General features: G+C 72.0%; 22 protein-coding genes. 17 read left to right on the top strand and 5 right to left on the bottom strand.

The window, feature by feature from the left end; genetic code table 11:
• Positions 1-144 precede the first annotated feature (144 nt).
• Positions 145-741 (bottom strand): isochorismatase family cysteine hydrolase, encoded by a 597-nt coding sequence (locus QE370_RS18110; protein ID WP_309635218.1) that lies wholly within the window; start codon positions 739-741, stop codon positions 145-147.
• 88 nt (positions 742-829) lie between these two features.
• Between QE370_RS18110 and QE370_RS18105 the strand changes: the two genes are divergently transcribed.
• Entirely contained in the window at positions 830-2,326 is a 1,497-nt protein-coding gene (locus tag QE370_RS18105) for an FAD-dependent oxidoreductase (protein WP_309635217.1), read from the top strand.
• A gap of 8 nt (positions 2,327-2,334) precedes the next feature.
• Here QE370_RS18105 and QE370_RS18100 read toward each other — a convergent pair whose 3' ends face one another.
• Both QE370_RS18100 and QE370_RS18095 read right to left on the bottom strand, forming a co-directional pair.
• A complete protein-coding gene (locus QE370_RS18100; RefSeq protein WP_309635216.1) occupies positions 2,335-2,658 on the bottom strand; it encodes a hypothetical protein in 324 nt (107 codons plus the stop codon).
• A gap of 67 nt (positions 2,659-2,725) precedes the next feature.
• A complete protein-coding gene (locus QE370_RS18095; protein ID WP_253023945.1) occupies positions 2,726-2,926 on the bottom strand; it encodes a hypothetical protein in 201 nt (66 codons plus the stop codon).
• Between the two features lie 168 nt (positions 2,927-3,094).
• Here QE370_RS18095 and QE370_RS18090 point away from each other — a divergent pair, with 168 nt between their 5' ends.
• From QE370_RS18090 to QE370_RS18030, 13 genes are all read left to right on the top strand, one after another.
• A complete protein-coding gene (locus QE370_RS18090; RefSeq protein ID WP_309635215.1) occupies positions 3,095-3,610 on the top strand; it encodes a hypothetical protein in 516 nt (171 codons plus the stop codon).
• Between the two features lie 75 nt (positions 3,611-3,685).
• Complete coding sequence (locus tag QE370_RS18085; RefSeq protein WP_309635214.1) at positions 3,686-3,823, top strand: Flp family type IVb pilin; 138 nt, start codon at positions 3,686-3,688, stop codon at positions 3,821-3,823.
• A gap of 180 nt (positions 3,824-4,003) precedes the next feature.
• Positions 4,004-4,198 (top strand): Flp family type IVb pilin, encoded by a 195-nt coding sequence (locus tag QE370_RS18080; RefSeq protein ID WP_253023951.1) that lies wholly within the window; start codon positions 4,004-4,006, stop codon positions 4,196-4,198.
• A gap of 258 nt (positions 4,199-4,456) precedes the next feature.
• Positions 4,457-5,131, top strand: a complete 675-nt coding sequence (locus tag QE370_RS18075; protein ID WP_309635213.1) for an RcpC/CpaB family pilus assembly protein — start codon at positions 4,457-4,459, stop codon at positions 5,129-5,131.
• Complete coding sequence (locus tag QE370_RS18070; protein WP_309635212.1) at positions 5,128-6,324, top strand: P-loop NTPase; 1,197 nt, start codon at positions 5,128-5,130, stop codon at positions 6,322-6,324. Before QE370_RS18075 ends, QE370_RS18070 begins: the two co-directional genes overlap by 4 nt.
• 1 nt (position 6,325) lies before the next feature.
• Positions 6,326-7,714: a CpaF family protein gene (locus QE370_RS18065; RefSeq protein ID WP_253023957.1), complete on the top strand. Its 1,389-nt coding sequence runs from the start codon at positions 6,326-6,328 to the stop codon at positions 7,712-7,714.
• A gap of 5 nt (positions 7,715-7,719) precedes the next feature.
• Entirely contained in the window at positions 7,720-8,655 is a 936-nt protein-coding gene (locus QE370_RS18060; RefSeq protein WP_253023997.1) for a type II secretion system F family protein, read from the top strand.
• 1 nt (position 8,656) lies between these two features.
• Entirely contained in the window at positions 8,657-9,535 is an 879-nt protein-coding gene (locus QE370_RS18055; protein WP_253023959.1) for a type II secretion system F family protein, read from the top strand.
• 278 nt (positions 9,536-9,813) lie between these two features.
• Positions 9,814-11,061, top strand: coding sequence for an alkane 1-monooxygenase (locus QE370_RS18050; RefSeq protein ID WP_253023961.1), 1,248 nt, complete (start codon positions 9,814-9,816; stop codon positions 11,059-11,061).
• Positions 11,061-11,315, top strand: a complete 255-nt coding sequence (locus tag QE370_RS18045; protein WP_305883273.1) for a rubredoxin — start codon at positions 11,061-11,063, stop codon at positions 11,313-11,315. Before QE370_RS18050 ends, QE370_RS18045 begins: the two co-directional genes overlap by 1 nt.
• Positions 11,312-11,479 (top strand): rubredoxin, encoded by a 168-nt coding sequence (locus tag QE370_RS18040; protein ID WP_067855302.1) that lies wholly within the window; start codon positions 11,312-11,314, stop codon positions 11,477-11,479. Before QE370_RS18045 ends, QE370_RS18040 begins: the two co-directional genes overlap by 4 nt.
• A 3-nt stretch (positions 11,480-11,482) precedes the next feature.
• On the top strand, positions 11,483-12,721 hold the full coding sequence (locus QE370_RS18035) for an FAD-dependent oxidoreductase (protein WP_309635211.1): 1,239 nt from the start codon (positions 11,483-11,485) through the stop codon (positions 12,719-12,721).
• A 38-nt stretch (positions 12,722-12,759) separates the two neighbouring features.
• A complete protein-coding gene (locus tag QE370_RS18030; RefSeq protein WP_253023966.1) occupies positions 12,760-13,353 on the top strand; it encodes a TetR/AcrR family transcriptional regulator in 594 nt (197 codons plus the stop codon).
• 22 nt (positions 13,354-13,375) lie between these two features.
• Here the strand turns inward: QE370_RS18030 and QE370_RS18025 are convergent, their stop codons facing one another.
• Complete coding sequence (locus QE370_RS18025) at positions 13,376-14,926, bottom strand: phospholipid carrier-dependent glycosyltransferase (RefSeq protein WP_309635210.1); 1,551 nt, start codon at positions 14,924-14,926, stop codon at positions 13,376-13,378.
• A gap of 90 nt (positions 14,927-15,016) precedes the next feature.
• Positions 15,017-15,982, bottom strand: coding sequence for a hypothetical protein (locus QE370_RS18020; RefSeq protein WP_253023970.1), 966 nt, complete (start codon positions 15,980-15,982; stop codon positions 15,017-15,019).
• Between the two features lie 224 nt (positions 15,983-16,206).
• Between QE370_RS18020 and rsmI the strand changes: the two genes are divergently transcribed.
• The 3 genes from rsmI to QE370_RS18005 are packed head-to-tail and all read left to right on the top strand — an operon-like array spanning position 16,207 to position 19,509.
• Complete coding sequence (gene rsmI / locus QE370_RS18015) at positions 16,207-17,037, top strand: 16S rRNA (cytidine(1402)-2'-O)-methyltransferase (protein WP_253023972.1); 831 nt, start codon at positions 16,207-16,209, stop codon at positions 17,035-17,037.
• Between the two features lie 31 nt (positions 17,038-17,068).
• Complete coding sequence (gene metG, locus QE370_RS18010; RefSeq protein WP_309635209.1) at positions 17,069-18,646, top strand: methionine--tRNA ligase; 1,578 nt, start codon at positions 17,069-17,071, stop codon at positions 18,644-18,646.
• On the top strand, positions 18,643-19,509 hold the full coding sequence (locus QE370_RS18005) for a TatD family hydrolase (protein ID WP_253023976.1): 867 nt from the start codon (positions 18,643-18,645) through the stop codon (positions 19,507-19,509). The genes metG and QE370_RS18005 overlap by 4 nt, the downstream gene beginning before the upstream one ends.
• Positions 19,510-19,513: the final 4 nt, after the last annotated feature.

The raw sequence follows: 19,513 nt of genomic DNA, 5'->3' as shown, positions 1-19,513 counted from the left end.
GGTATCAGCGGGGACCAGCAGGACTGACGCGGCCCGAGTGATGCTGGCCTGCCTGTTCGGGCTTGGGGAGCCGGGAGCGCTCCCGGGTCGTGGGCCGGGGAGGTCAGTCGCGGCCGCCGGAGATCCAGGAGGAGGGCGGCGCCGCTAGGCCGTCGGCCAGCCCTCGCGAGGCTCCCGGACGTGCTGGCGGTACTCCTCGGCCAGCCAGCGCAGCGCCTCCTGGTGGGCGTGGTCGTCGTCGGAGGCCACTGCGCCGCCGGCGAGGCTGACGCGGTAGTCGTGCGCGTAGGCGCTCGCGGCGGTCATCGCGACGCAGGCCTGCGTCGCGACGCCGGCGAGCAGGAGGTGGTCCACGTCGTGCGCGCGCAGCACGTCGAGCAGATCGGTGCCGAGGAAGGCGTCGTCGCGACGTTTCGTGACGAGGACCGTGTCGACGTCCGCCAGCTCGGACACCGGTCCCGCACCGTCCGTGCCCTCCAGGGCGACGGGACTGTCGTCGTCGAGCATGTTGAGTGCCCACGTGGCCGGGTCCTGTGGCAGCACCGTGCGCACCTCGACGACCGGCGCACCGTGTCGACGCGCCTGGCCGACCCACCAGTGCACGGCGGCGAGCAGGCCGGCGCGACGTCGCGCGAGGCCGGGCGTGGCGAGGAAGTCCTCCTGGAGGTCGATGAGGACGAGGGCGGTCGTGCTGCGGTCGGTGGCGGTGCGGTCGGCGTCGGGGGTCGTGGGGGTGGTCACGTCGTCGTCGTACCCACGTCGCCCGCCTGCATGCCACGGACGTCGCCGGGTACGAGGAGGGTCGCGACACCCGACGGACGGAGCAGGCATGGCGGCACGGACGAGCTGGCACGCCGAGGCGAGCCTCGCGCCGACGACACGGACCACCCTTGGCGGCATCGTCGACGACGTCGTCGTCGGTGGTGGTGTCGTCGGCCTGAGCGCGGCCGTCGAGCTCGCCCGCCAGGGACGGCGGGTGGTGCTGGTCGAGGCGCACCCCACGCTGGGCAGCGGCACGTCCGGTCGGTCGACGGGCAAGCTCAGTCTGCTCCAGGGCACACGGCTGGCGACCATCGAGTCCCACCACGGGCCTGCGACGAGCGCGCGGTACGTCGAGGCCTGCCGGGACGCGCAGGGGTGGGTCGAGCAGCTGCTCGACCGCTGGGACGTCGACGTGCAGCACCGCCCGGCGGTCACCTGGGCGTCGGACGGCGACCGCACGGCCGACACGCGAGCCGAGGACGCGGCCGCCCGCCGGGCCGGGCTGCCCACTCGCTGGCAGCGCGAGGTGCCTGCGGGCCTCCCGGGCTACGGGGCCGTGGTGCTCGACGACCAGCCGCAGGTCGACGCGCTCGCGTACGTGGCGGCGCTCGGCGCCGAGGCCGTCGCCGCCGGAGTCGACGTCCGGCTCGGGCGGCGCGTCCGCCAGGTCGGCGGCGGCGCGCACCCTTGCGTCACGCTCGAGGACGGTGAGGAGCTGAGGGCTGGCCACGTGCTGGTCGCCACGGGCATCCCCGTGCTCGACCGGACGGCCGCCTTCGCGACGGTCAAGCCGCACCGCTCGTACGTCGTCGCCTTCGAGACCGGTCAGGAGGTGCTGCCGATGGCGGTGTCGGTCGGGTCGCCGTCGTGGACGGTGCGCGGGGTACCGCGACCGGGTCGAGCGCCGCTCGCGCTCGTCGGCGGACACGGCCACGTGGTCGGCAGGTCCGGTCCCGCAGGGCGCCACCTCGAGGCGGTGCGCCGGTGGGCCCGCGAGCACCTCGACGTCGGCGCCGAGGTCGCCGCGTGGTCGGCGCAGGACTACCTGACGCCCGACGAGGTGCCCATCGCCGGACGGGCCCCTGGACGGGCCCCGGTGCACGTGGTCACGGGTCTCGGAGGGTGGGGCCTCCTGGCCGGGGTGGCGGGAGCGCGGGCGGTCGCCACCGCCGTCGCCCACGGTCGTCGGCTCCCGCTCGTCCCGCCCGGCCGGCTCACGGGACCACGCTCCATGACGTCGCTGGCCCAGTGGAACGCCGCGGTCGGCGGGCATCTCGCGTCGGGCTGGCTCGGCGCCCTCGCGCGCCCGGGCGATGTGCCGGGGGAGAGCCAGGGCGTGGTCACACGGGGTCGCCCTCCGGTGGCGACCTCGACGGTGGACGGGTGCGTCCGCTCGGTGTCGGGCGTCTGTCCGCACCTGGGCGGGGTCGTGCGATGGAACGATGTCGAGCGGACGTGGGACTGCCCCCTCCACGGGTCGCGGTTCGAGCCCGATGGGACGCTCCTCGAGGGTCCGGCGACGCGCGGGCTCGGCCCTGCGTCGGCTCCTCGTCCCGCGCGGTGACGCGCCGGCTAGGACTCGTCGACGTCGGGTCCGTCGGGGTTACGTGAGGTGCGACGGTCCGTCGCGGCCTTGGCCTTCAGGGTCGTGACGACGCGTGAGGCCGCCGCCGCGACGATCGCGACCGGGAGCACCGCGTAGGCCCAGGCTCGGGGCAGCACGTCCTGGTCGACGAGCACGATCACGACGATCGCCGCCACGACGAGCACCGCGATGCCCAGCACGGCCCAGCGCCACGCGCCGACGCCGGTCTCGGAGCCACCTGCTCGCATCGGGGGGTTGTACCAGGGCCGACGGGTGCTCCCGCTCCAGTCGTCGTCGGGCCGGTCGTCCATGGGATCCTCCTCGGTCGGGGTCGCCTGGTGCGTACCCCGGCGGGGCTGGGACGTGCGGGCGACCGCCTCAGTCGTCGACGCCGTGGGCGCGCATGACGAACAGCAGCGTCGTGCCCACCGTGCCGAGCGCGGCGAGGGCGAGGAACAGGTAGCCCCATGGCTGGGTCAGCGGGCCGTAGCGGACGACGGCGGAGCCGACGAGGCCCGCGACGGCGAGCACCAAGGTCGCCGAGACGCCCAGGTTCCAGCGGAGACGGGGTGATGGCACAGGACCTCCAGACGTGAGGGTGCGGACCCGCCCGGAAGCGGGCCCGCACCGTTCGGGGCCCGCCAGGGGGGACAGGCCCGTGTCGTCCCGGTACCCGAGGCGGTCCGAGTCATGCGTCGTGCTGCTCGGAGGGTGCCTCGAGGCGCGAGGTCCGCCTACGATCGAGGCATGGCTCCTCGTGCTCTCCTTGCCGCCGGCGCGGTGACCGCTGCCCTGGTGGCGGGCTGCACCAGCACCGTGGAGCCTGGCGGCGGGGAGTCGTTCTCCGCCGCGACGCTGCCGACGCTCGACGCGCCGTCAGTGTCGCCGCCTCCGCGTCCGGACGTGCGGCGGACGATGTCGGCCGCCGCCACGCTCACCACCTTCGAGGCACCGCTGGACGCCTGCCGCGGACCGGTGGCGATCGACGTGGGGGAGGCCGGGCGTCCCCTGCTCGTCTCCGAGCACGACTACTGCGGGGGAGCGGCGTGGATCCCGGGGCTGGGTCGCGGTGACGTCGTCGAGCTGGACGGCCCCGGCGTCGACGCCGGTCTCTACCGGGTCGATGTCGTCGACCGGCACCAGCGTCGCGACGTGTTCGTGCGCGACCTGCGACCGAGTGCCGACGTCGTCCTGCAGACCTGCGTGTCGCAGACCCAGCTGGTGCTCGTGGCCCTGACGAAGGTCCCCGGACAGGACGTCTGAGCGTACTTTCTTGCAGGTTTGGGCACCCTTGCCGGACTAGTTCGCCTACGGTGGCGATGTCCGGAGGAGGGCACGATGACCCATGACGAGCGCGGCGCGACCGCTGTGGAGTACGCGTTGCTGGCGGCGTCCATCGCCGCGGTGATCGCTGTGGCTGTGGGGATCTTCGGCCAGGACGTGCTCGAGCTGTTCGAGCGCGTTCCCCCGTTCTGAGACCCGCGCCACACCATCGATGTGACGAACGCCATAGTCCGACCGGACTAATAAAAGATGGCCCGTCACTCGCATGACAAACAGGACTTTCGGACTTAACTTTTTCTCAGGGAGCGTCACCAACAGGGGTGACGGAGCAATCGGGGAACCGGGGCTCGAAACATCTGAGGGAGTTACATCATGTACGCACTGTCGACCATCCTGGCCTACATCGCCACCGCCAAGGACCGCCGTGACGAGAAGGGTGCGACCGCCGTCGAGTACGGCCTGCTGGTCGCCCTGATCGCCGCCATCATCATCGGCGTCGTGACGACGATCGGCCAGGACGTCCTGACCGGCTTCAACAAGGTCGCGAACGCGCTGCCGAACACGTGATCGGGAACGGCGGCGCCGCGTAGCTCGGGCTCGCGGCGCCGCCGGCTCACGCAACGGACGACTCGAGGGATCTGAGTCCTCGTCTCGTCCCCGCCACCCACCGGAGAGGGAGCCCGGAGGGCGGCACATCAGGCAACAGGGTGAGGGACCGTCCCGCGACGGGGTGCAGCAGCATCTCGGGGCGTCCTGTCGTGATCCCCACCGCCCCCGCGTCCCGGGGTCAAGGGACGCACGCTTCACGGGAACAGGGAGATTGTCGTGAACAAGCAACGACTGGCCATCGGCGCTGCGGTGCTGCTGGCGGTGCTCGGCTTCGCCGCGCTCGTCGTCTACGCGCAGGGCGCCGACGACCGCGCCTTCGAGGGCACCGGGCGCACCACGGTGCTGCGGGTCACCCAGGAGGTGGCCACCAAGACGCCGGCGAGCGAGCTCGCGAAGAGCGTCGAGACCGTCGACCTGCCGAAGGCTGCGGTGGTGCCCGGTGCACTCACCGACCTCTCGGACGTCGAGGGCGAGGTGACCCAGGGCGTGCTCGTCCCCGGTGACCAGCTCACGGCGGCCAAGTTCGCGTCGCCCGACGACGTGAAGGGCGACACCGCCGTGCCGAAGGGCATGCAGGAGCTCGCCATCCAGCTCGAGGGTCAGCGCATCGTGGGAGGTGCACTGGCCCCGGGTGACCTGGTGGGCGTCATGGCCAGCTACGAGGGACGGACGGCCAACGCGGCCAACCGCGTCCGCGTCCTCGCCGTCTCCGCGGGCGTCGGCGACGCGCAGGTAGCGTCCGGCGCCACCGTGACGGTCGCCGTGCGGACGATCGACGCCGAGAAGATCGTCAACGCCATGGAGTTCGGCAAGGTCTGGCTGACGAAGCAGACCACCGACACCGACACCGGCGGAGGCCGGACGGTCGACAGCCGGGTGGTGGCGCCATGAGTCTCGTGCTGATCGTCGGCGGCGACGACGAGCTCGCCGGGCGGGTCGAGGCGACCATCGGTCACCAGTGCGTCGCGCTCGGGGCTGACGCCATGCAGGGCGACTCCTCCAGCTTCCTGCGCGGGCTCGACCCGACCGTGATCCCCGACGCGATGATCCTCACGGCGGCCGTGCCGCTGCAGGCCTCGATGGCCCTGGCGCGCGAGGTCGCTGCGGTCCGACCCGACGTCGACCTCGTGCTCGTCGCGGCCACCGAGAAGGAGGTCATGCTCGAGGCGATGCGCTCGGGCATCCGCGACGTCGCACCGAGCATCGACGACCCCAACCTGCTCGCGGGTCTGCGAGCACGGCTCGACGCGCGCACGCCGGCGACGGCGGGCGACCCGCTCAAGCTGGCCAGGCCCACGACGCCCGTCGACTTCCGGTCGCGCACGCTGACCGTGCTGTCGCCCAAGGGCGGGGTCGGCAAGACCAGCATCGCCACCAACCTGGCCGTCGCGCTGGCGCAGCAGTCGCCCATGGAGGTCGTGCTCGTCGACCTCGACCTGCAGTTCGGCGACGTGTCGACGGTGCTCGACCTGCGGCCGAGCCACACGCTCGAGGACGCCTTCGGGCCGGGCGCCCGCGACAACCTACTGCTCAAGACCTACCTGACGGTGCACACGGCCGGGTTCTTCGTGCTGTGCGGCGCGGAGTCGCCGGCCGCGAACGACCACGTGACCTCCGAGCAGGTCGCCGCCCTGGTGCGGCAGCTGCAGGAGCAGTTCCGCTACGTCGTCGTCGACACCGCGGCCGGGCTCGACGAGGCGACCCTCGGGGCGCTCGAGGCGAGCGACGACGCGGTCCTGGTCAGCACGATGGACATCGCCTGCCTGCGGAGCGTGCGCAAGGAGATCGAGCTGCTGAGCGAGCTGGCGATCCTGCCGGCGTCGCGTCACGTGGTGCTGAACTTCGCGGACAAGCAGTCCGGGCTCAAGGTCAAGGACGTCGAGGCGATGCTCGGCATCCCGGTCGACGTGGTCATGCCGCGCGCGAAGGAGGTGCCGGTCGCCTCCAACAAGGGTGTCCCGCTGGTCGTCAGCAGCCGGTCGAACCCGTTCGTGAAGTCGGTCAAGGCTCTGGCCAAGAAGGTCTACGACCGGGCCCGCGCCGCCGAGGGCAAGCCGGGCCACAAGCGGCTGGAGGTGGCCTGACATGCGGTTGAGCGACCGGCTCGCCAGCGCCCGGGAGGCCAGCACGTTCACCAGCGCCGTCGTGGAGACGGAGGAGCTGGAGGACGTCGACGGCTCGGGTGCGCTCGGCGACGCGTACGCGTCGATGAAGGCGCGGGCGTCCGAGGCCCTCATGGGGCGCATCGGCGCCCGCATCAACGACCCGAGCCTCACCGAGGACCAGCTGCACGCCTTCGTGCGGGAGGAGCTCACGTCGGTCATCGAGGGCGACCAGCAGCTGCTGCTCACCTCCGACGAGCGGCGTCGGCTGGTGCGCGACGTCGAGGACGACGCGCTGGGCCTCGGCCCGCTGGAGCGGATGCTCGAGGACGACAGCATCAGCGAGATCATGGTGAACCGGTACGACCAGGTGTACGTCGAGCGGCGCGGGCGGCTCACGCAGGTGACGGCGCGCTTCGCCTCCGAGGACCACCTGCGTCGGGTCATCGAGCGCATCGTCAGCAAGGTCGGCCGTCGCATCGACGAGTCGTCGCCGCTCGTGGACGCCCGGCTGGCCGACGGGTCCCGCGTGAACGCCGTGATCCCGCCGCTGGCGGTCGACGGGTCGTCGCTGACCATCCGCAAGTTCAGCAAGGACCCGTTCACGGTCACCGACCTCATCGGGTTCGGCAGCATGACCGAGCAGATGGCCCACCTCCTGCAGGCCTGTGTCCAGGCCAAGCTGAACATCCTGGTCAGCGGCGGTACCGGCACCGGCAAGACGACGCTGCTCAACGTGCTGAGCCGCTTCATCCCGGCCGGCGAGCGGATCGTCACCATCGAGGACGCCGTCGAGCTCAACCTGCAGCAGCCGCACGTGGTGCGCATGGAGGCCCGGCCGGCGAACATCGAGGGCCAGGGCGAGGTGACCATCCGCGACCTCGTGCGCAACTCGTTGCGCATGCGACCCGACCGCATCGTGGTCGGTGAGTGTCGTGGCGGCGAGGCCCTCGACATGCTGCAGGCCATGAACACGGGCCACGACGGCTCGTTGTCGACCCTGCACGCGAACTCCCCGCGCGACGCGATGTCGCGCCTGGAGACGCTCGTGCTGATGGCCGGCATGGACCTGCCCCTGCGCGCCATCCGCGAGCAGGCGGCCAGCGCGGTCGACCTGATCGTGCAGATCCAGCGGCTCCGCGACGGGTCGCGACGTGTCGTGAACGTGACCGAGGTGATGGGCCTGGAGGGCGACACGGTGGTGCTGCAGGACATCTTCACCTTCGACTTCGCCGCCGGCGTGGACGAGCACGGACGGTTCCGCGGCAACGCGGTGCCGACCGGCATCCGACCGCGGTTCAGCGAGCGCTTCGCCGACCACGGCATCGCGTTCGACCTGGACAACCTGGTCCGCCAGGGAAGGGTGGGGTGAGCGCGATGCTGGTGATCGGTGCGGTGCTGGTGATCGGGTCGCTCGTGTGCGCCTACCTGGCCGTCGTCGGGGTGCCCGAGACACGTGGGACGCGCGGCCGCGTGGCCGCCTACGCCGTGACGGAGCAGAAGCCGCTGCTCCGACGCGCCAACGACGGAGCGGTCGAGGCCGTCGAGAAGGTGCTCAGCCGACGCGGCTGGCGACCGTTCTCGGCCGAGGAGCTCGAGCTCGCCGGCATCCGGCGGTCGGTCGCCTCCCTCGTCGTCACGGTCCTGGTGCTCGGCGGGGCCACCTTCCTCGGCCTGCTGGTCCTGCAGCTGCCGGTCGTCGCGGCCTTCCTGCTGTCGCTGCTGGTCCCGCTGGTGGCCAAGGTCGCCGTGCGCGTGAAGGTCGCACGACGTCGCAAGCGGTTCGCCGGCCAGCTGGCGCCGCTGCTGCAGATGATGGCGTCGTCGCTGCGCGCCGGCCAGAGCCTGCCGCGTGCCATGGACGCCGCGTCCCACGACGCCGAGGTCCCGATGTCGGAGGAGCTGACCCGGGTCGTCAACGAGTACCGGATCGGGCGCGACCTCGTCGACGCGATGGAGGACGTGGCCGATCGCATGCAGTCCGAGGACTTCCGGTGGATCGCGCAGGCCATCGAGTCCCAGCGCGAGACCGGCGGCAACCTCAACGAGATCCTCGACCAGGTGGCCGAGACCATCCGCGAGCGCCACCACGTGCGCGAGCAGGTGATGGCGCTCTCGGCCGAGGGTCGACTGTCGGCCTACATCCTGATGGCGCTGCCCGTGGGTGTGGGCATCTACTACTCGATGGTCGCGTCGACGCAGATGGGCGTCTTCGTCGACTCCGGGATCGGCAAGGTGATCATGGTGGTTTGCGGGCTCATGTACGTGCTCGGCGGCTTCTGGATGCGTTCCGTCGTGAGGATCGAGTTCTGACATGGTGATGCTCGCAGCCTTCCTGCTCGTCTGCTCCCTCCTGCTCGTCCTCATGGGCACCGGCGCCGTCGCCACGCCTGGCGGGAGTGGTGTACGCAAGCGCGCACGCAGCCTGTCGGCGGCGGCCGACGCGGCTTCCGACACCGGCGTGGTGAAGGTCGACCGCACCCGCGCGGACCTCTGGGAGCGGCTCACGCCCAGCTCCACCCTGCGCCGACTCGAGCGGAACCTGGTGCTGGCGGGGCACCCCGAGGGGTGGACGCGTGAGCGCGTGGTGCTGATGAAACCGGCCGCCGCGGCGCTCGGCCTGCTCTTCGGCGCGCTGCTCGTGAGCAAGACCAGCAACCCGCTCATGCCGCTCGTCGCCCTCGGCATCATCGGCTTCAGCTACATGGTCCCGGACCTGCTGGTCTACAACCAGGCCACGAAGCGCCAGGACGAGATCCAGAAGCGGCTGCCGGACATGCTCGACCAGATCGTCATCTCGCTCGAGGCCGGCGTCGGGTTCGAGGCCGCGCTGTCGAAGGCGGCGGAGCGGGGGACCGGACCACTCGCCGAGGAGGCGTCGCGGCTCATGCAGGACATGAGCCTCGGCATGGCGCGTCGCGAGGCCTACCTGGCCCTCGCGGAGCGTACGTCGGTGGAGGAGCTCAGGACGTTCTGCAAGGCCGTCGTGCAGGCCGAGGAGTTCGGCGTCTCCGTGGCGTCCGTCGTCCGCAGCCAGGCGCAGGAGATGCGGCTCAGCCGTCGCCGTCGGGCGGAGGCCAAGGCCCAGCAGGTGCCGGTGAAGATCCTCGTCCCGTTGATGACCTGCATCCTGCCGGTGCTGTTCGCGATCGTGATGGGCCCCGCCGTCGTCTACGCCTACGCCATCAACTGACACCGCGCCCGACCACAACCGAAGACACCGGCTCGTCCGGTCCCCAGACACCCCGGACCGCGGTTTCCCTGTTGCCCCGGTCCGGGGCCCTCAGCGGGCCGTCCCCGATCTCCCAGTCGGGGGCGGCTCGCCCCTGTGCCCGCATGTCTCGGCGTCGAGGTGACGCCCGTCACTTGACACTCATCGGGGGGTTGTCAAGTCGCTTGACATTCTGTACCGTCCTGTCAAGTGATCCACGCCGCACCCCGCCGCGGCGTGACCGGCACCAGGAGGTACCCATGACGCTCTCGACCACGGTCGACGGCCGCACCGTCGAATGGACCGACAAGAAGCGCTACCTGTGGCTCATCGGCGCGATCGTCCCGCTGATCCCGCTGGTCATCTGGGGCGCCGTCGCCGCCACCGGCTGGCACGTGTGGTGGTACTTCGGACCGTTCTTCCTGTTCGTCGTGGTCCCGCTGGTCGACCTCGTCGCCGGGCTCGACCCGAACAACCCGCCGGACGAGCTCATCGAGTCCCTCGAGGAGGACCGCTACTACCGCTGGGTCACCTACGCGTTCATCCCGCTGCAGCTCGCCGGCTTCCTGTGGGGCTGCTTCCTGCTCGGCGACGGCACGATCTTCGGCTGGGACCCGTTCTCGGCCAGCGTGCTCCCCGGGATCACCGAGCCGCTCACCTGGTACGACAAGCTCGGCCTGGCCACCGGCATGGGCATGGTCGCCGGCATCGGCATCAACACCGCGCACGAGCTCGGCCACAAGAAGGAGGAGCACGAGCGCTGGTTCGCCCGCGTCGCCCTCGCCCAGACCTTCTACGGCCACTTCTACATCGAGCACAACCGCGGCCACCACGTCCGCGTCGCCACGCCCGAGGACCCCGCGAGCAGCCGGCTCGGCGAGAACGTGTGGGAGTTCATGCCGCGCACCGTCGTCGGCAGCCTGCGCAGCGCGTGGGAGCTGGAGAAGAAGCGCTTCGGACGGCTCGGCAAGAGCCCGCTCAGCCTCAAGAACGACCTCGTCAACGCCTGGATGTTCAGCGTGCTGCTCTGGGGGTTCGCCCTCGCCGCCTTCGGCTGGCAGCTGCTGCCCTACCTGCTCGTGCAGGCGGTGCTCGGCATCTGGCTCCTGGAGTCGGTGAACTTCCTCGAGCACTACGGCATGAAGCGCCAGAAGCTCGAGTCGGGCCGGTACGAGCGCGTCAACCCCTCCCACAGCTGGAACAGCAACAACATCGGCACCAACGTGCTGCTCTACCACCTGCAGCGGCACAGCGACCACCACGCGAACCCGACGCGTCGCTACCAGGCCCTGCGCGACTTCAAGGAGGCGCCGGTGCTTCCCACCGGCTACGCCGGCATGATCGTCGCGACCTGGATCCCCGCCGTCTGGCGCAAGGTCATGGACGAGCGGGTGCTGGCTCACTACGACGGCGACGTCGAGCGTGCCAACCTGCACCCGCGGATGGCCGAGGCCTACCGCGCCCGCTACGGCGACCGTCGCCGCGGCGCGCACGAGGCGGCGGCCTGATGGCGCGGTTCATCTGTCCCAACTGCGAGTACGTCTACGACGAGGCCGTCGGCGACCCCCGGGAGGGCTGGCCCGCCGGCACGGCGTTCTCCGACGTCGACCCCGACTGGACCTGCCCCGACTGCGGCGTGCGTGAGCAGGTCGACTTCGTGCCGGAGGCGGAGTTCACGCACAACGACCAGGATGGCGACATCATCAGTGCCGAGACCCGGGCCGCCCGGGCCCGGCAGGCGGAGCAGGGAGCGCAGCAGTGAAGGTCTGGGAGTGCCAGCAGTGCGGGTTCATCTACGACGAGGCGCAGGGCTGGGAGGAGGAGGGGTTCCCGCCCGGCACCCGCTGGGAGGACATCCCCGACGACTGGACCTGCCCCGACTGCGGTGCGGCCAAGGCCGACTTCACGATGACGCAGGTGGGCTGAGGCGTGGGTCGTGACACCGACCGCCTGGTCGTCGTCGGCGCGGGTATCGCGGGCGTGAGCGTCGTCGGTGCCGCGCGGCTCGCCGGGTTCGAGGGCGAGGTCGTGCTGCTGGGCGAGGAGCCCGAGCTGCCCTACCGCCGCCCGCCGGTGTCGAAGGAGGTCGTGCGCGGGGAGAAGGGCGCGGACGACATCCGGATCCGCAAGGCCGACTGGTACGAGGCCCAGCGGGTGCACCTGCGCACGGGCGAGCGGGTCGCCGCCGTCGACGTGGAGGCGCACCGCGTCGCGCTGGCGTCGGGGGAGGAGCTCGACTACGGCAGCCTGGTGCTGGCCACCGGCGGTCGGGCCCGGACGCTCGACGCGATCACCGCACCCGACGCACCCGGGGTCCGGACCCTGCGCGACCTGGCCGACGTCGAGGGCGTGCTCGAGGTGCTGCGTCCCGGCGGGCGGCTCGTGGTCGTCGGGGCGGGGTTGATCGGGTCCGAGATCGCCGCCAGCGCGCGGGAGCTCGGCGCCGAGGTGACCCTCCTCGAGGCGGCCGCGGCGCCGCTGCAGCACCTCCTGCCGCCCGACCTCGGTGCCCTGTGCGCGGAGCTGCACACGACGCACGGCACGGACCTGCAGCTCGGCGTCGAGGTCACCGCGATCGTCGCCGGCGACGACGGTGAGACGGTCGTGGAGGCGGCGGACGGTCGGCGCTGGTCGGCGTCCGTGGTCGTCGTGGCGGTCGGGATGGCACCGAACGGCGAGCTCGCCGCCGCCGCAGGCCTCGCCGTCGAGCGCGGCGCCGTGGTCGTCGACGACCGCGGTCGCACGAGCGCCCCCGACGTCTACGCCGCGGGTGACGTCGTGCTGCGTCCCAGCGCGCTGCGCGGCGGTCCCGAGCGGGTCGAGCACTGGCAGGGCGCGCAGAACCACGGCACGGCCGTCGGCCGCAACGTCGCCGGCCAGGACGCCGCCTTCGACGAGGTGCCGTGGTGCTGGTCCGACCAGTACGGGCACACGCTCCAGGTGACGGGCTGGCCCACGGCCGCCCACGAGCTCGTCGTGCGGGGCTCGCTCGAGGAGCGGGACTTCACCGCCTTCCTGCTCGACGACGGGGTCCTGCGCGGCGCCGTCTCGATCGGCCGCCCCGCAGAGGTGCGGGTCGCTCGTCAGGCCATCGGCGTGGCGACCCGTCCCGACGTGTCCGTCCTGGCCTCGACGGACGACCTGGCCTCCGCGCTGCGGGCGACATGACCGGGGTCGCGCTGGGCGCGGGGGCGTACCGTGCGGGTGTGCCCTCGACCCGCGAACGCCTGCTCGACGCCGCCCAGCACGTGGTGGAGGACGACGGGTGGGCGGCCGTCACCATGGCGCGCATCGCGCGGCTCGCCGGGGTGAGTCGTCAGACGGTGCACAACGAGCTGGGCACGAAGCACGCGCTCGCCCAGGCGCTGGCCCTGCGGGAGCTCGACCGGTTCCTCGCCGTGGTGCGGGACCGGCTGCGGGCCGCCGACGACGTCGTCGAGGCCGTCCGGTCCGCGTGCGAGGGCGCGCTCGAGCTCGGCGAGCGCAGCCTGCTCGTCCGCACGATCGTCACGTCGGTGCCGTCGGAGCAGGACGGCGACCTCCTCAGCGTCCTCACCACCGAGTCGGGCGAGATCGTCGAGGCCGCGTCGCTCGTCGTGCGGCAGGAGCTGCTGGACCGCTTCGCGCCGCTGCCGTTCGACGACGCCGAGCTCGTCGTGGCCGTCGAGGCGGTGGTGCGGCTCGTGCTCTCCTCGATCACGCGACCGTCGAAGCCTGCGGCCGTCGCCGCGCAGGAGATCGCCTGGATCCTCGGCCTGGCGCTCGAGGGTCGGACCGCGACCCGGGCCGCCGCGCGCTGAGCGACGTCCTGGCCCTAGGGCCTCAGATCCAGCGGCGGAACCACATCCGGTCGAGCCACGCGTCGTAGGGGATGGTCCGGTCGGTCCAGATCGGCAGGAAGTACCAGAAGCACGCGACGACGGCGACGACCAGCAGCCCGACGCCGAGGCCGACCGCGTAGCGGCGCTGGGCGGTGTCGGCCCAGCGTCGGGCCTCGTCGACGAGCAGGCACAGCGCCACGATCATGAACGGCACCACGAGCACGGCGTAGAAGCTGAAGATCGGTCGGTCGGTGCTGCCGAACCACGGCAGCCAGCCAGCCGCGACACCGACGACCGGCACCGCCCAGCGACCGTCGCGCGTCCGGACCCATGCGACGACCGCGGCCACGACGGCGACGGCGGCCGGCCACCACACCGCCGGGTTGCCGAGCGCGGTGACCTCGCGGATGCACGTCGAGCCCTCGGGGGCCCCGCACGCGGTGGCGGGGAGCTTGAACTGGGCGTCGAACGCGACGGGTCGCTCGAGCAGCAGCCAGCCGGCGGGGTTCGACGCGTACGGGTGGGTCTTGCCCGCGAGGTAGGAGCCCGTGTGGAAGTCGAAGACCATGACGTGGAAGTGCCACAGGGAGCGGAACGCGTCGAGGACCCCGCCGAGGAAGCCCGGGGTCGGCGAGCTGACGTACGACCCCCACGACGGGTCGCCGAGCCCGTACCGGACGGCGTACGCCTCCTGGTGCAGCAGGAACCCGGTCCAGGTGAGCAGGTACACGACGAGGGCGACGAGGACGAGGTAGCCGAACGCGGGCAGGCCCGTCGCGAGGGTCGTGCGGACCCAGCCGAACCGCGGGGCAGGCGACGCGCCCTCGTCGTTCGCGCGGTCTGCGGCGTGCGTCCGGGCGTGGGTGCGGCGGGCCAGCACCTCCCACCCGACGACGACCACGCCGAACGCCGCGAGGACGTACAGACCGCTCCACTTGGTGCCCACGGCCATGCCGAAGCACACGCCGGCGGCCAGCTGCCACGGTCGCCAGCGGACGTAGGCGTCCAGCCGAGCGCGCACGGCGTCGCGGTCGGCCACGAGACAGGCCACCCCGGCGACGACCCAGAACGTCAGGAAGACGTCGAGCAGCGCCGTGCGCGACATGACGAAGTGCAGCCCGTCGAGGCAGAGCAGGAGCCCCGCGAGGCACCCCACCCATACGGAGCCGGTCAGGCGGAGCACCAGGCGGGCGAGCACGAGCACCGTGAGCGCGCCCACGACCGCGGCGCTGATCCGCCAGCCGAAGGAGTTCATCCCGAAGATCGCCTCGCCGACGGCGATCAGCCACTTCCCGCCGTCCGGGTGCGCGATGTAGGCCGGCTGGCCGTTCGTCAGTCCGGTCAGGACGCCGTCGACGATCTTCTCGTTCGCGTCGGACACGAAGTCCTGGACGTAGCCGTGCTGCAGCAGGGAGTAGGCGTCCTTGGCGTAGTACGTCTCGTCGAAGACGAGCAGGTTCGGCCGGCCCAGGTGCCACACCCGCAGCCCGAGCGCCAGCAGCGCCACTGCCGCCGGCCCCAACCAGCCCACCACCCGATCGCGTGCCTCCACGGGCACATCCTGTCATCCACCCGAGCGGTGACTCCTCCACCGAATGGTGTGTCCTCGTGCCGAGCGGTGGATCGACCACCCGAACAGGCCTCAGAAGGTGGCGAGAGCACCGCCGGATCCGGGGGCGCTGACCAGGGGAGCAGCCAGGAGGGCGTGCCACGTCCGGCCGAAGTGTGGTGCCGGTCCGTCGTAGCCGGCGCGCACGAGTGCTCGGTGGACCTCCAGCACCGTGGTCCGCGGGTGGGCGAGCATCTCCGACGTCACCTGGACGTACGCCCACGCCTCCTCGCGCAATCGTCCGTAGCGGTGGACGTCGTGCTGGAACTGGCGGACGTCGAGTGCATGCTGACGGCCCTCGAACTCGAGGAGGAGCCGCCACACCACGTAGACGAGGTCGCCGCGAGCGAGGAACCGCCCCGCCCTGTCGTGGAGGTCGACGTTGACGGCGGGCCGGGGCAGCCCCGAGGCGACGACCAGGCAGCGGAGCCGACTCTCCTGCAGGCTCGCTGCCGCCGGGTCCATCCAAGGGAGCATGCGCCGCACGAGCGGGGCGGCGACCCGCCAGGGCTGGTCGTCCAAAAGACGTTGCAGGCGGTCGAGGCGGAGGTGCCCGCGGTGCAGGAGCCAGTCGCCGACCATCACCACCTCGATCGGCAGGAGCTCGGCGGCGGCCATGACGAACGCGCCCTCGACGTCGACGGAGCCCTCTCGGTGCGGGGGCATCGCGACCGTCCTGTGCACGAAGATCCGGTCGAAGGCGAGGTGGTGGTCGCGGGGAAGGGTGAATCGCAGCGGCAGGAGCGGGCCGAAGTCGAGGCCCAAGGGGAGCAGCCTCGTGAGGTGGCTGAGCTGGGCGTCGGGCGGCAGCGCCAGGCGCGCTGCCTCGACCAGCTCGAGCGCGGTGAGGTGCGTGTCGTGGGAGCGATATACGCGGGGGAAGACCTGGACGAACCGGGGGTGCTCGAGCATCCTGGGGCTGATCCCGGCGGCGATCGCCTCCGAGCGGTGGAACGCCCGACCGGCGAGCACGGACGGGAGAGGGGTGGGACGGCGCATGGAGCCATCCGACTCGCTCGGCGCGTGTCGTGGGACCTGTCGCCTCGAGCCTGTGGACGACGTCGCCGCCGTCCGGCGACGGGCTGTGGACACCCGCTCAGCGGTGGATCCTCCCCCCTGTGAGGGTCGAGAAGGTGGACGATCCACCGCCGGCGCCTCTCCTGCGCATTCGGTGGAGGATCCACCGCTCGGAGGGCGATCGGTGCGGGTGGGAGGATGGGTGGGTGCTGATCCTCGCTGCGACGCCCATCGGCCGGCCCGACGACGCGTCGCCGAGGCTGGTGGCGGCGCTCGGGGCGGCCGACGTGGTGGCCGCGGAGGACACACGCCGGCTGCGGCGGCTCGCGGGCGACCTGGGCGCGCAGGTGGGCGGACGCGTCGTGTCCTACTTCGAGGGCAACGAGCGGGAGCGGACGCCCGAGCTCGTCGAGCACCTCCTCGCCGGGCTCGACGTCCTGCTCGTCACCGACGCCGGGATGCCGAGCGTGTCCGACCCCGGCTACCGGCTCGTGGCCGCGGCGCTCGAGGCCGACGTCCACGTGCGCGCCATCCCCGGCCCGTCGGCCGTCCTGACGGCGCTCGCCGTCAGCGGGCTGCCGGTCGACCGCTTCTGCTTCGAGGGCTTCCCGGCCCGCAAGGCCGGCGAACGCGACCGGGCGTTCGCGGCGCTCGCCACGGAACAGCGCACGATGGTCTTCTTCGAGTCGCCGCACCGCACCCGCGCGACCCTCGCCGCGCTCGCCGACGCGCTCGGGGCCGACCGTGCCGCCGCCGTGTGCCGCGAGCTGACGAAGACGTACGAGGAGGTCGCGCGTGGCAGCCTCGCCGAGCTCGTCGCCTGGGCCGACGCGCAGGAGCACGGGGTGCGCGGCGAGGTGACCCTGGTCGTCGCCGGCCACGTCCCCGTCGTCGCCGACCTCGACGCCGACGCGCTCCGCGACCTCGTGGCCGACGCCGAGGCGACCGGACTCAGCCGCAAGGACGCGGTCGCGAAGGTCGTCGCCGACACCGGCGTGCGCAAGCGGGTCGTCTACGACGCCGCGCACGCCCGCTGAGGGCGTCCCACCGGGTCACTAGGATCGTGGTGTGTCCTACTACGTCACCACGCCGATCTACTACGTCAACGACGCCCCGCACATCGGCCACGGCTACACGACGGTCATCGGCGACGTCCTGACCCGCTGGCACCGTCAGCGCGGCGAGGACGTCTGGTACCTCACGGGCACCGACGAGCACGGCTTGAAGGTGCTGCGCAAGGCGCAGCAGAACGGCGTCACGCCGCAGGAGTGGACCGACCGGCTGGTCGAGACGGAGTGGAAGCCGCTGCTGGAGCTGCTCGACATCGCCAACGACGACTTCATCCGCACCAGCGAGGAGCGTCACGAGAAGAGCGCCCAGGCGTTCTGGCAGGACCTGTACGACCGCGGCGAGGTCTACAAGGGCGAGTTCAGCGGCTGGTACTCGGTCGGCTCGGAGGAGTTCGTGGCCGAGGACGACGTCGTCGACGGCGAGGGCGACGACGAGGGCCACAAGGTCTCCGCGCTCGACGGGTCGCGCGTGGAGCACGTGACGGAGGAGAACTACTTCTTCCCGCTCAGCAAGTACGCCGACCGGCTGCTCGAGCTCTACGAGGACAACCCCGACTTCATCCAGCCCGAGTCGGCGCGCAACGAGGTCGTCTCGTTCGTGCGGCGCGGTCTGAAGGACCTCTCGATCAGCCGTTCCACGTTCGACTGGGGCATCCAGGTCCCGTGGGACCCCTCGCACGTCATGTACGTGTGGATCGAGGCGCTGCTCAACTACGTCACCGCTGCCGGCTACGGCGTCGACGACGAGCGCTTCGGCGAGCTGTGGCCCGCCGACGTGCACCTCGTCGGCAAGGACATCGCCCGCTTCCACGCCGTCATCTGGCCGGCGATGCTGATGGCCGCCGGACGCCCCGTGCCGCACCGCGTGTTCGCGCACGGCTGGCTGCTGGTGGGCGGGCAGAAGATGAGCAAGAGCAAGGCCAACGGCATCCGCCCCGACGAGATCGTCGAGGTGTTCGGCTCCGACGCCTACCGCTACTACTTCTCGCGCGCGCTCACGTTCGGCTCCGACGGCTCGATCTCGTGGGAGGACATGCGCGCCCGCTACCACGCCGAGCTCGCCAACGGGTTCGGAAACCTGGCGTCGCGGGTGGCGGCCATGATCGGCAAGTACTTCGACGGCACGCTGCCGGCCGCAGGCGAGCACACCGCCGCCGAGGAGGCGCTCGTCGCGCTCGTCGCGGAGGCCTCGGTCGAGGCCGACCGGGCCATCGACCGGATCGCGCCGCAGGACGCGCTGGCGCAGGTCTGGCGGATCGTCGAGGCGCTGAACGGCTACCTCACCGAGCAGGCGCCCTGGCAGGTGGCGAAGCAGGCGGACGATGCGGCACAGCGGGAGCGTCTCGCCACCATCCTCGTGACCGCGGCCGAAGGACTGCGCGTGCTCGCGGTGCTGCTGCACCCGGTCATGCCGCGCGCCACCGCGTCGCTGTGGGAGTCGTTGGGCGCCGAGCCGGCGCTCGGCGCGCTCGCCGACCAGCCGATCGGGACCGTCGCGCAGTGGGGGCGTCTGCCGGAGGGCTCGGTCGTCACGAAGGTGCCCAGCCTGTTCCCGCGCCTCGAGGACGACGCGTGAGCGACGCCGACTGGCCCTGGCCCGACGCACCCGAGCCGCTCCCGTCGCCCGTCGTCGACAACCACTGCCACCTCGACCACCGGATCAAGGGCGGACTGCTGATCGACGTCGAGGACGCCCTCGACCGGGCCGCGGCCGTCAACGTCGACCGGATCGTGCAGGTCGGCTGCGACCTCGAAGGGTCGCGCTGGGCGGTCGAGACGGCACGGCAGCACGAGGCGATCGTCGCCGCCGTCGCGCTGCACCCCAACGAGGCGCCGCTCCTGGAGGAGGCCGGCACGCTCGACGCCGCGCTCGCCGAGATCGAGGCGCTCGCGCAGGACCCCGCGGTCCGCGCGGTGGGGGAGACCGGTCTCGACTACTTCCGCACCGGGGTCGACGGACGCGCGGCGCAGCACCGCTCCTTCCGGGCGCACATCGACGTCGCCCGACGTCACGACCGCACCCTCGTCATCCACGACCGCGACGCGCACGACGACGTCCTGGCGATCCTCGACGACCAGGGCGTCCCCGAGCGCACCGTCATGCACTGCTTCTCCGGCGACGCCGACGTCGCCCGACGCTGCCTCGACCGCGGCGCCTACCTCTCGTTCTCCGGGACGGTCACGTTCAAGAACGCCGAGCCGCTGCGGGAGGCGCTGGCCGTCACGCCGACCGACCGGATCCTCGTCGAGACCGATGCGCCCTTCCTCACACCGACGCCGCACCGCGGACGGCCGAACGCCTCGTTCCTCGTGCCCCACACGGTGCGGTTCATGGCCGAGTTCCTGGGCCGATCCGTCGACGACCTGTGCCGGGCGATCGACGAGAACACCGACCGCGCGTTCGGCGGCTCCTGGCCTCGGCACACCCCGGCTGTTTGACGTC

It is taken from the genome of Aeromicrobium sp. SORGH_AS_0981 (assembly GCF_031453195.1).
GTDB lineage: Bacteria > Actinomycetota > Actinomycetes > Propionibacteriales > Nocardioidaceae > Aeromicrobium.
This window is presented reverse-complemented; position numbering and strand designations above follow the sequence as displayed.

Bases quoted from the DNA above. Each gene is read 5' to 3' on its own strand.
- QE370_RS18080 (WP_253023951.1), top strand. From the start codon at position 4,004: ATGTACGCACTGTCGACCATCCTGGCCTACATCGCCACCGCCAAGGAC.
- QE370_RS18055 (WP_253023959.1), top strand. From the start codon at position 8,657: ATGGTGATGCTCGCAGCCTTCCTGCTCGTCTGCTCCCTCCTGCTCGTC.
- QE370_RS18090 (WP_309635215.1), top strand. From the start codon at position 3,095: ATGGCTCCTCGTGCTCTCCTTGCCGCCGGCGCGGTGACCGCTGCCCTG.
- QE370_RS18050 (WP_253023961.1), top strand. From the start codon at position 9,814: ATGACGCTCTCGACCACGGTCGACGGCCGCACCGTCGAATGGACCGAC.
- QE370_RS18100 (WP_309635216.1), bottom strand. From the start codon at position 2,658: ATGGACGACCGGCCCGACGACGACTGGAGCGGGAGCACCCGTCGGCCC.
- QE370_RS18065 (WP_253023957.1), top strand. From the start codon at position 6,326: ATGCGGTTGAGCGACCGGCTCGCCAGCGCCCGGGAGGCCAGCACGTTC.
- QE370_RS18085 (WP_309635214.1), top strand. From the start codon at position 3,686: ATGACCCATGACGAGCGCGGCGCGACCGCTGTGGAGTACGCGTTGCTG.
- QE370_RS18045 (WP_305883273.1), top strand. From the start codon at position 11,061: ATGGCGCGGTTCATCTGTCCCAACTGCGAGTACGTCTACGACGAGGCC.
- QE370_RS18020 (WP_253023970.1), bottom strand. From the start codon at position 15,982: ATGCGCCGTCCCACCCCTCTCCCGTCCGTGCTCGCCGGTCGGGCGTTC.
- QE370_RS18105 (WP_309635217.1), top strand. From the start codon at position 830: ATGGCGGCACGGACGAGCTGGCACGCCGAGGCGAGCCTCGCGCCGACG.
- QE370_RS18070 (WP_309635212.1), top strand. From the start codon at position 5,128: ATGAGTCTCGTGCTGATCGTCGGCGGCGACGACGAGCTCGCCGGGCGG.
- QE370_RS18060 (WP_253023997.1), top strand. From the start codon at position 7,720: ATGCTGGTGATCGGTGCGGTGCTGGTGATCGGGTCGCTCGTGTGCGCC.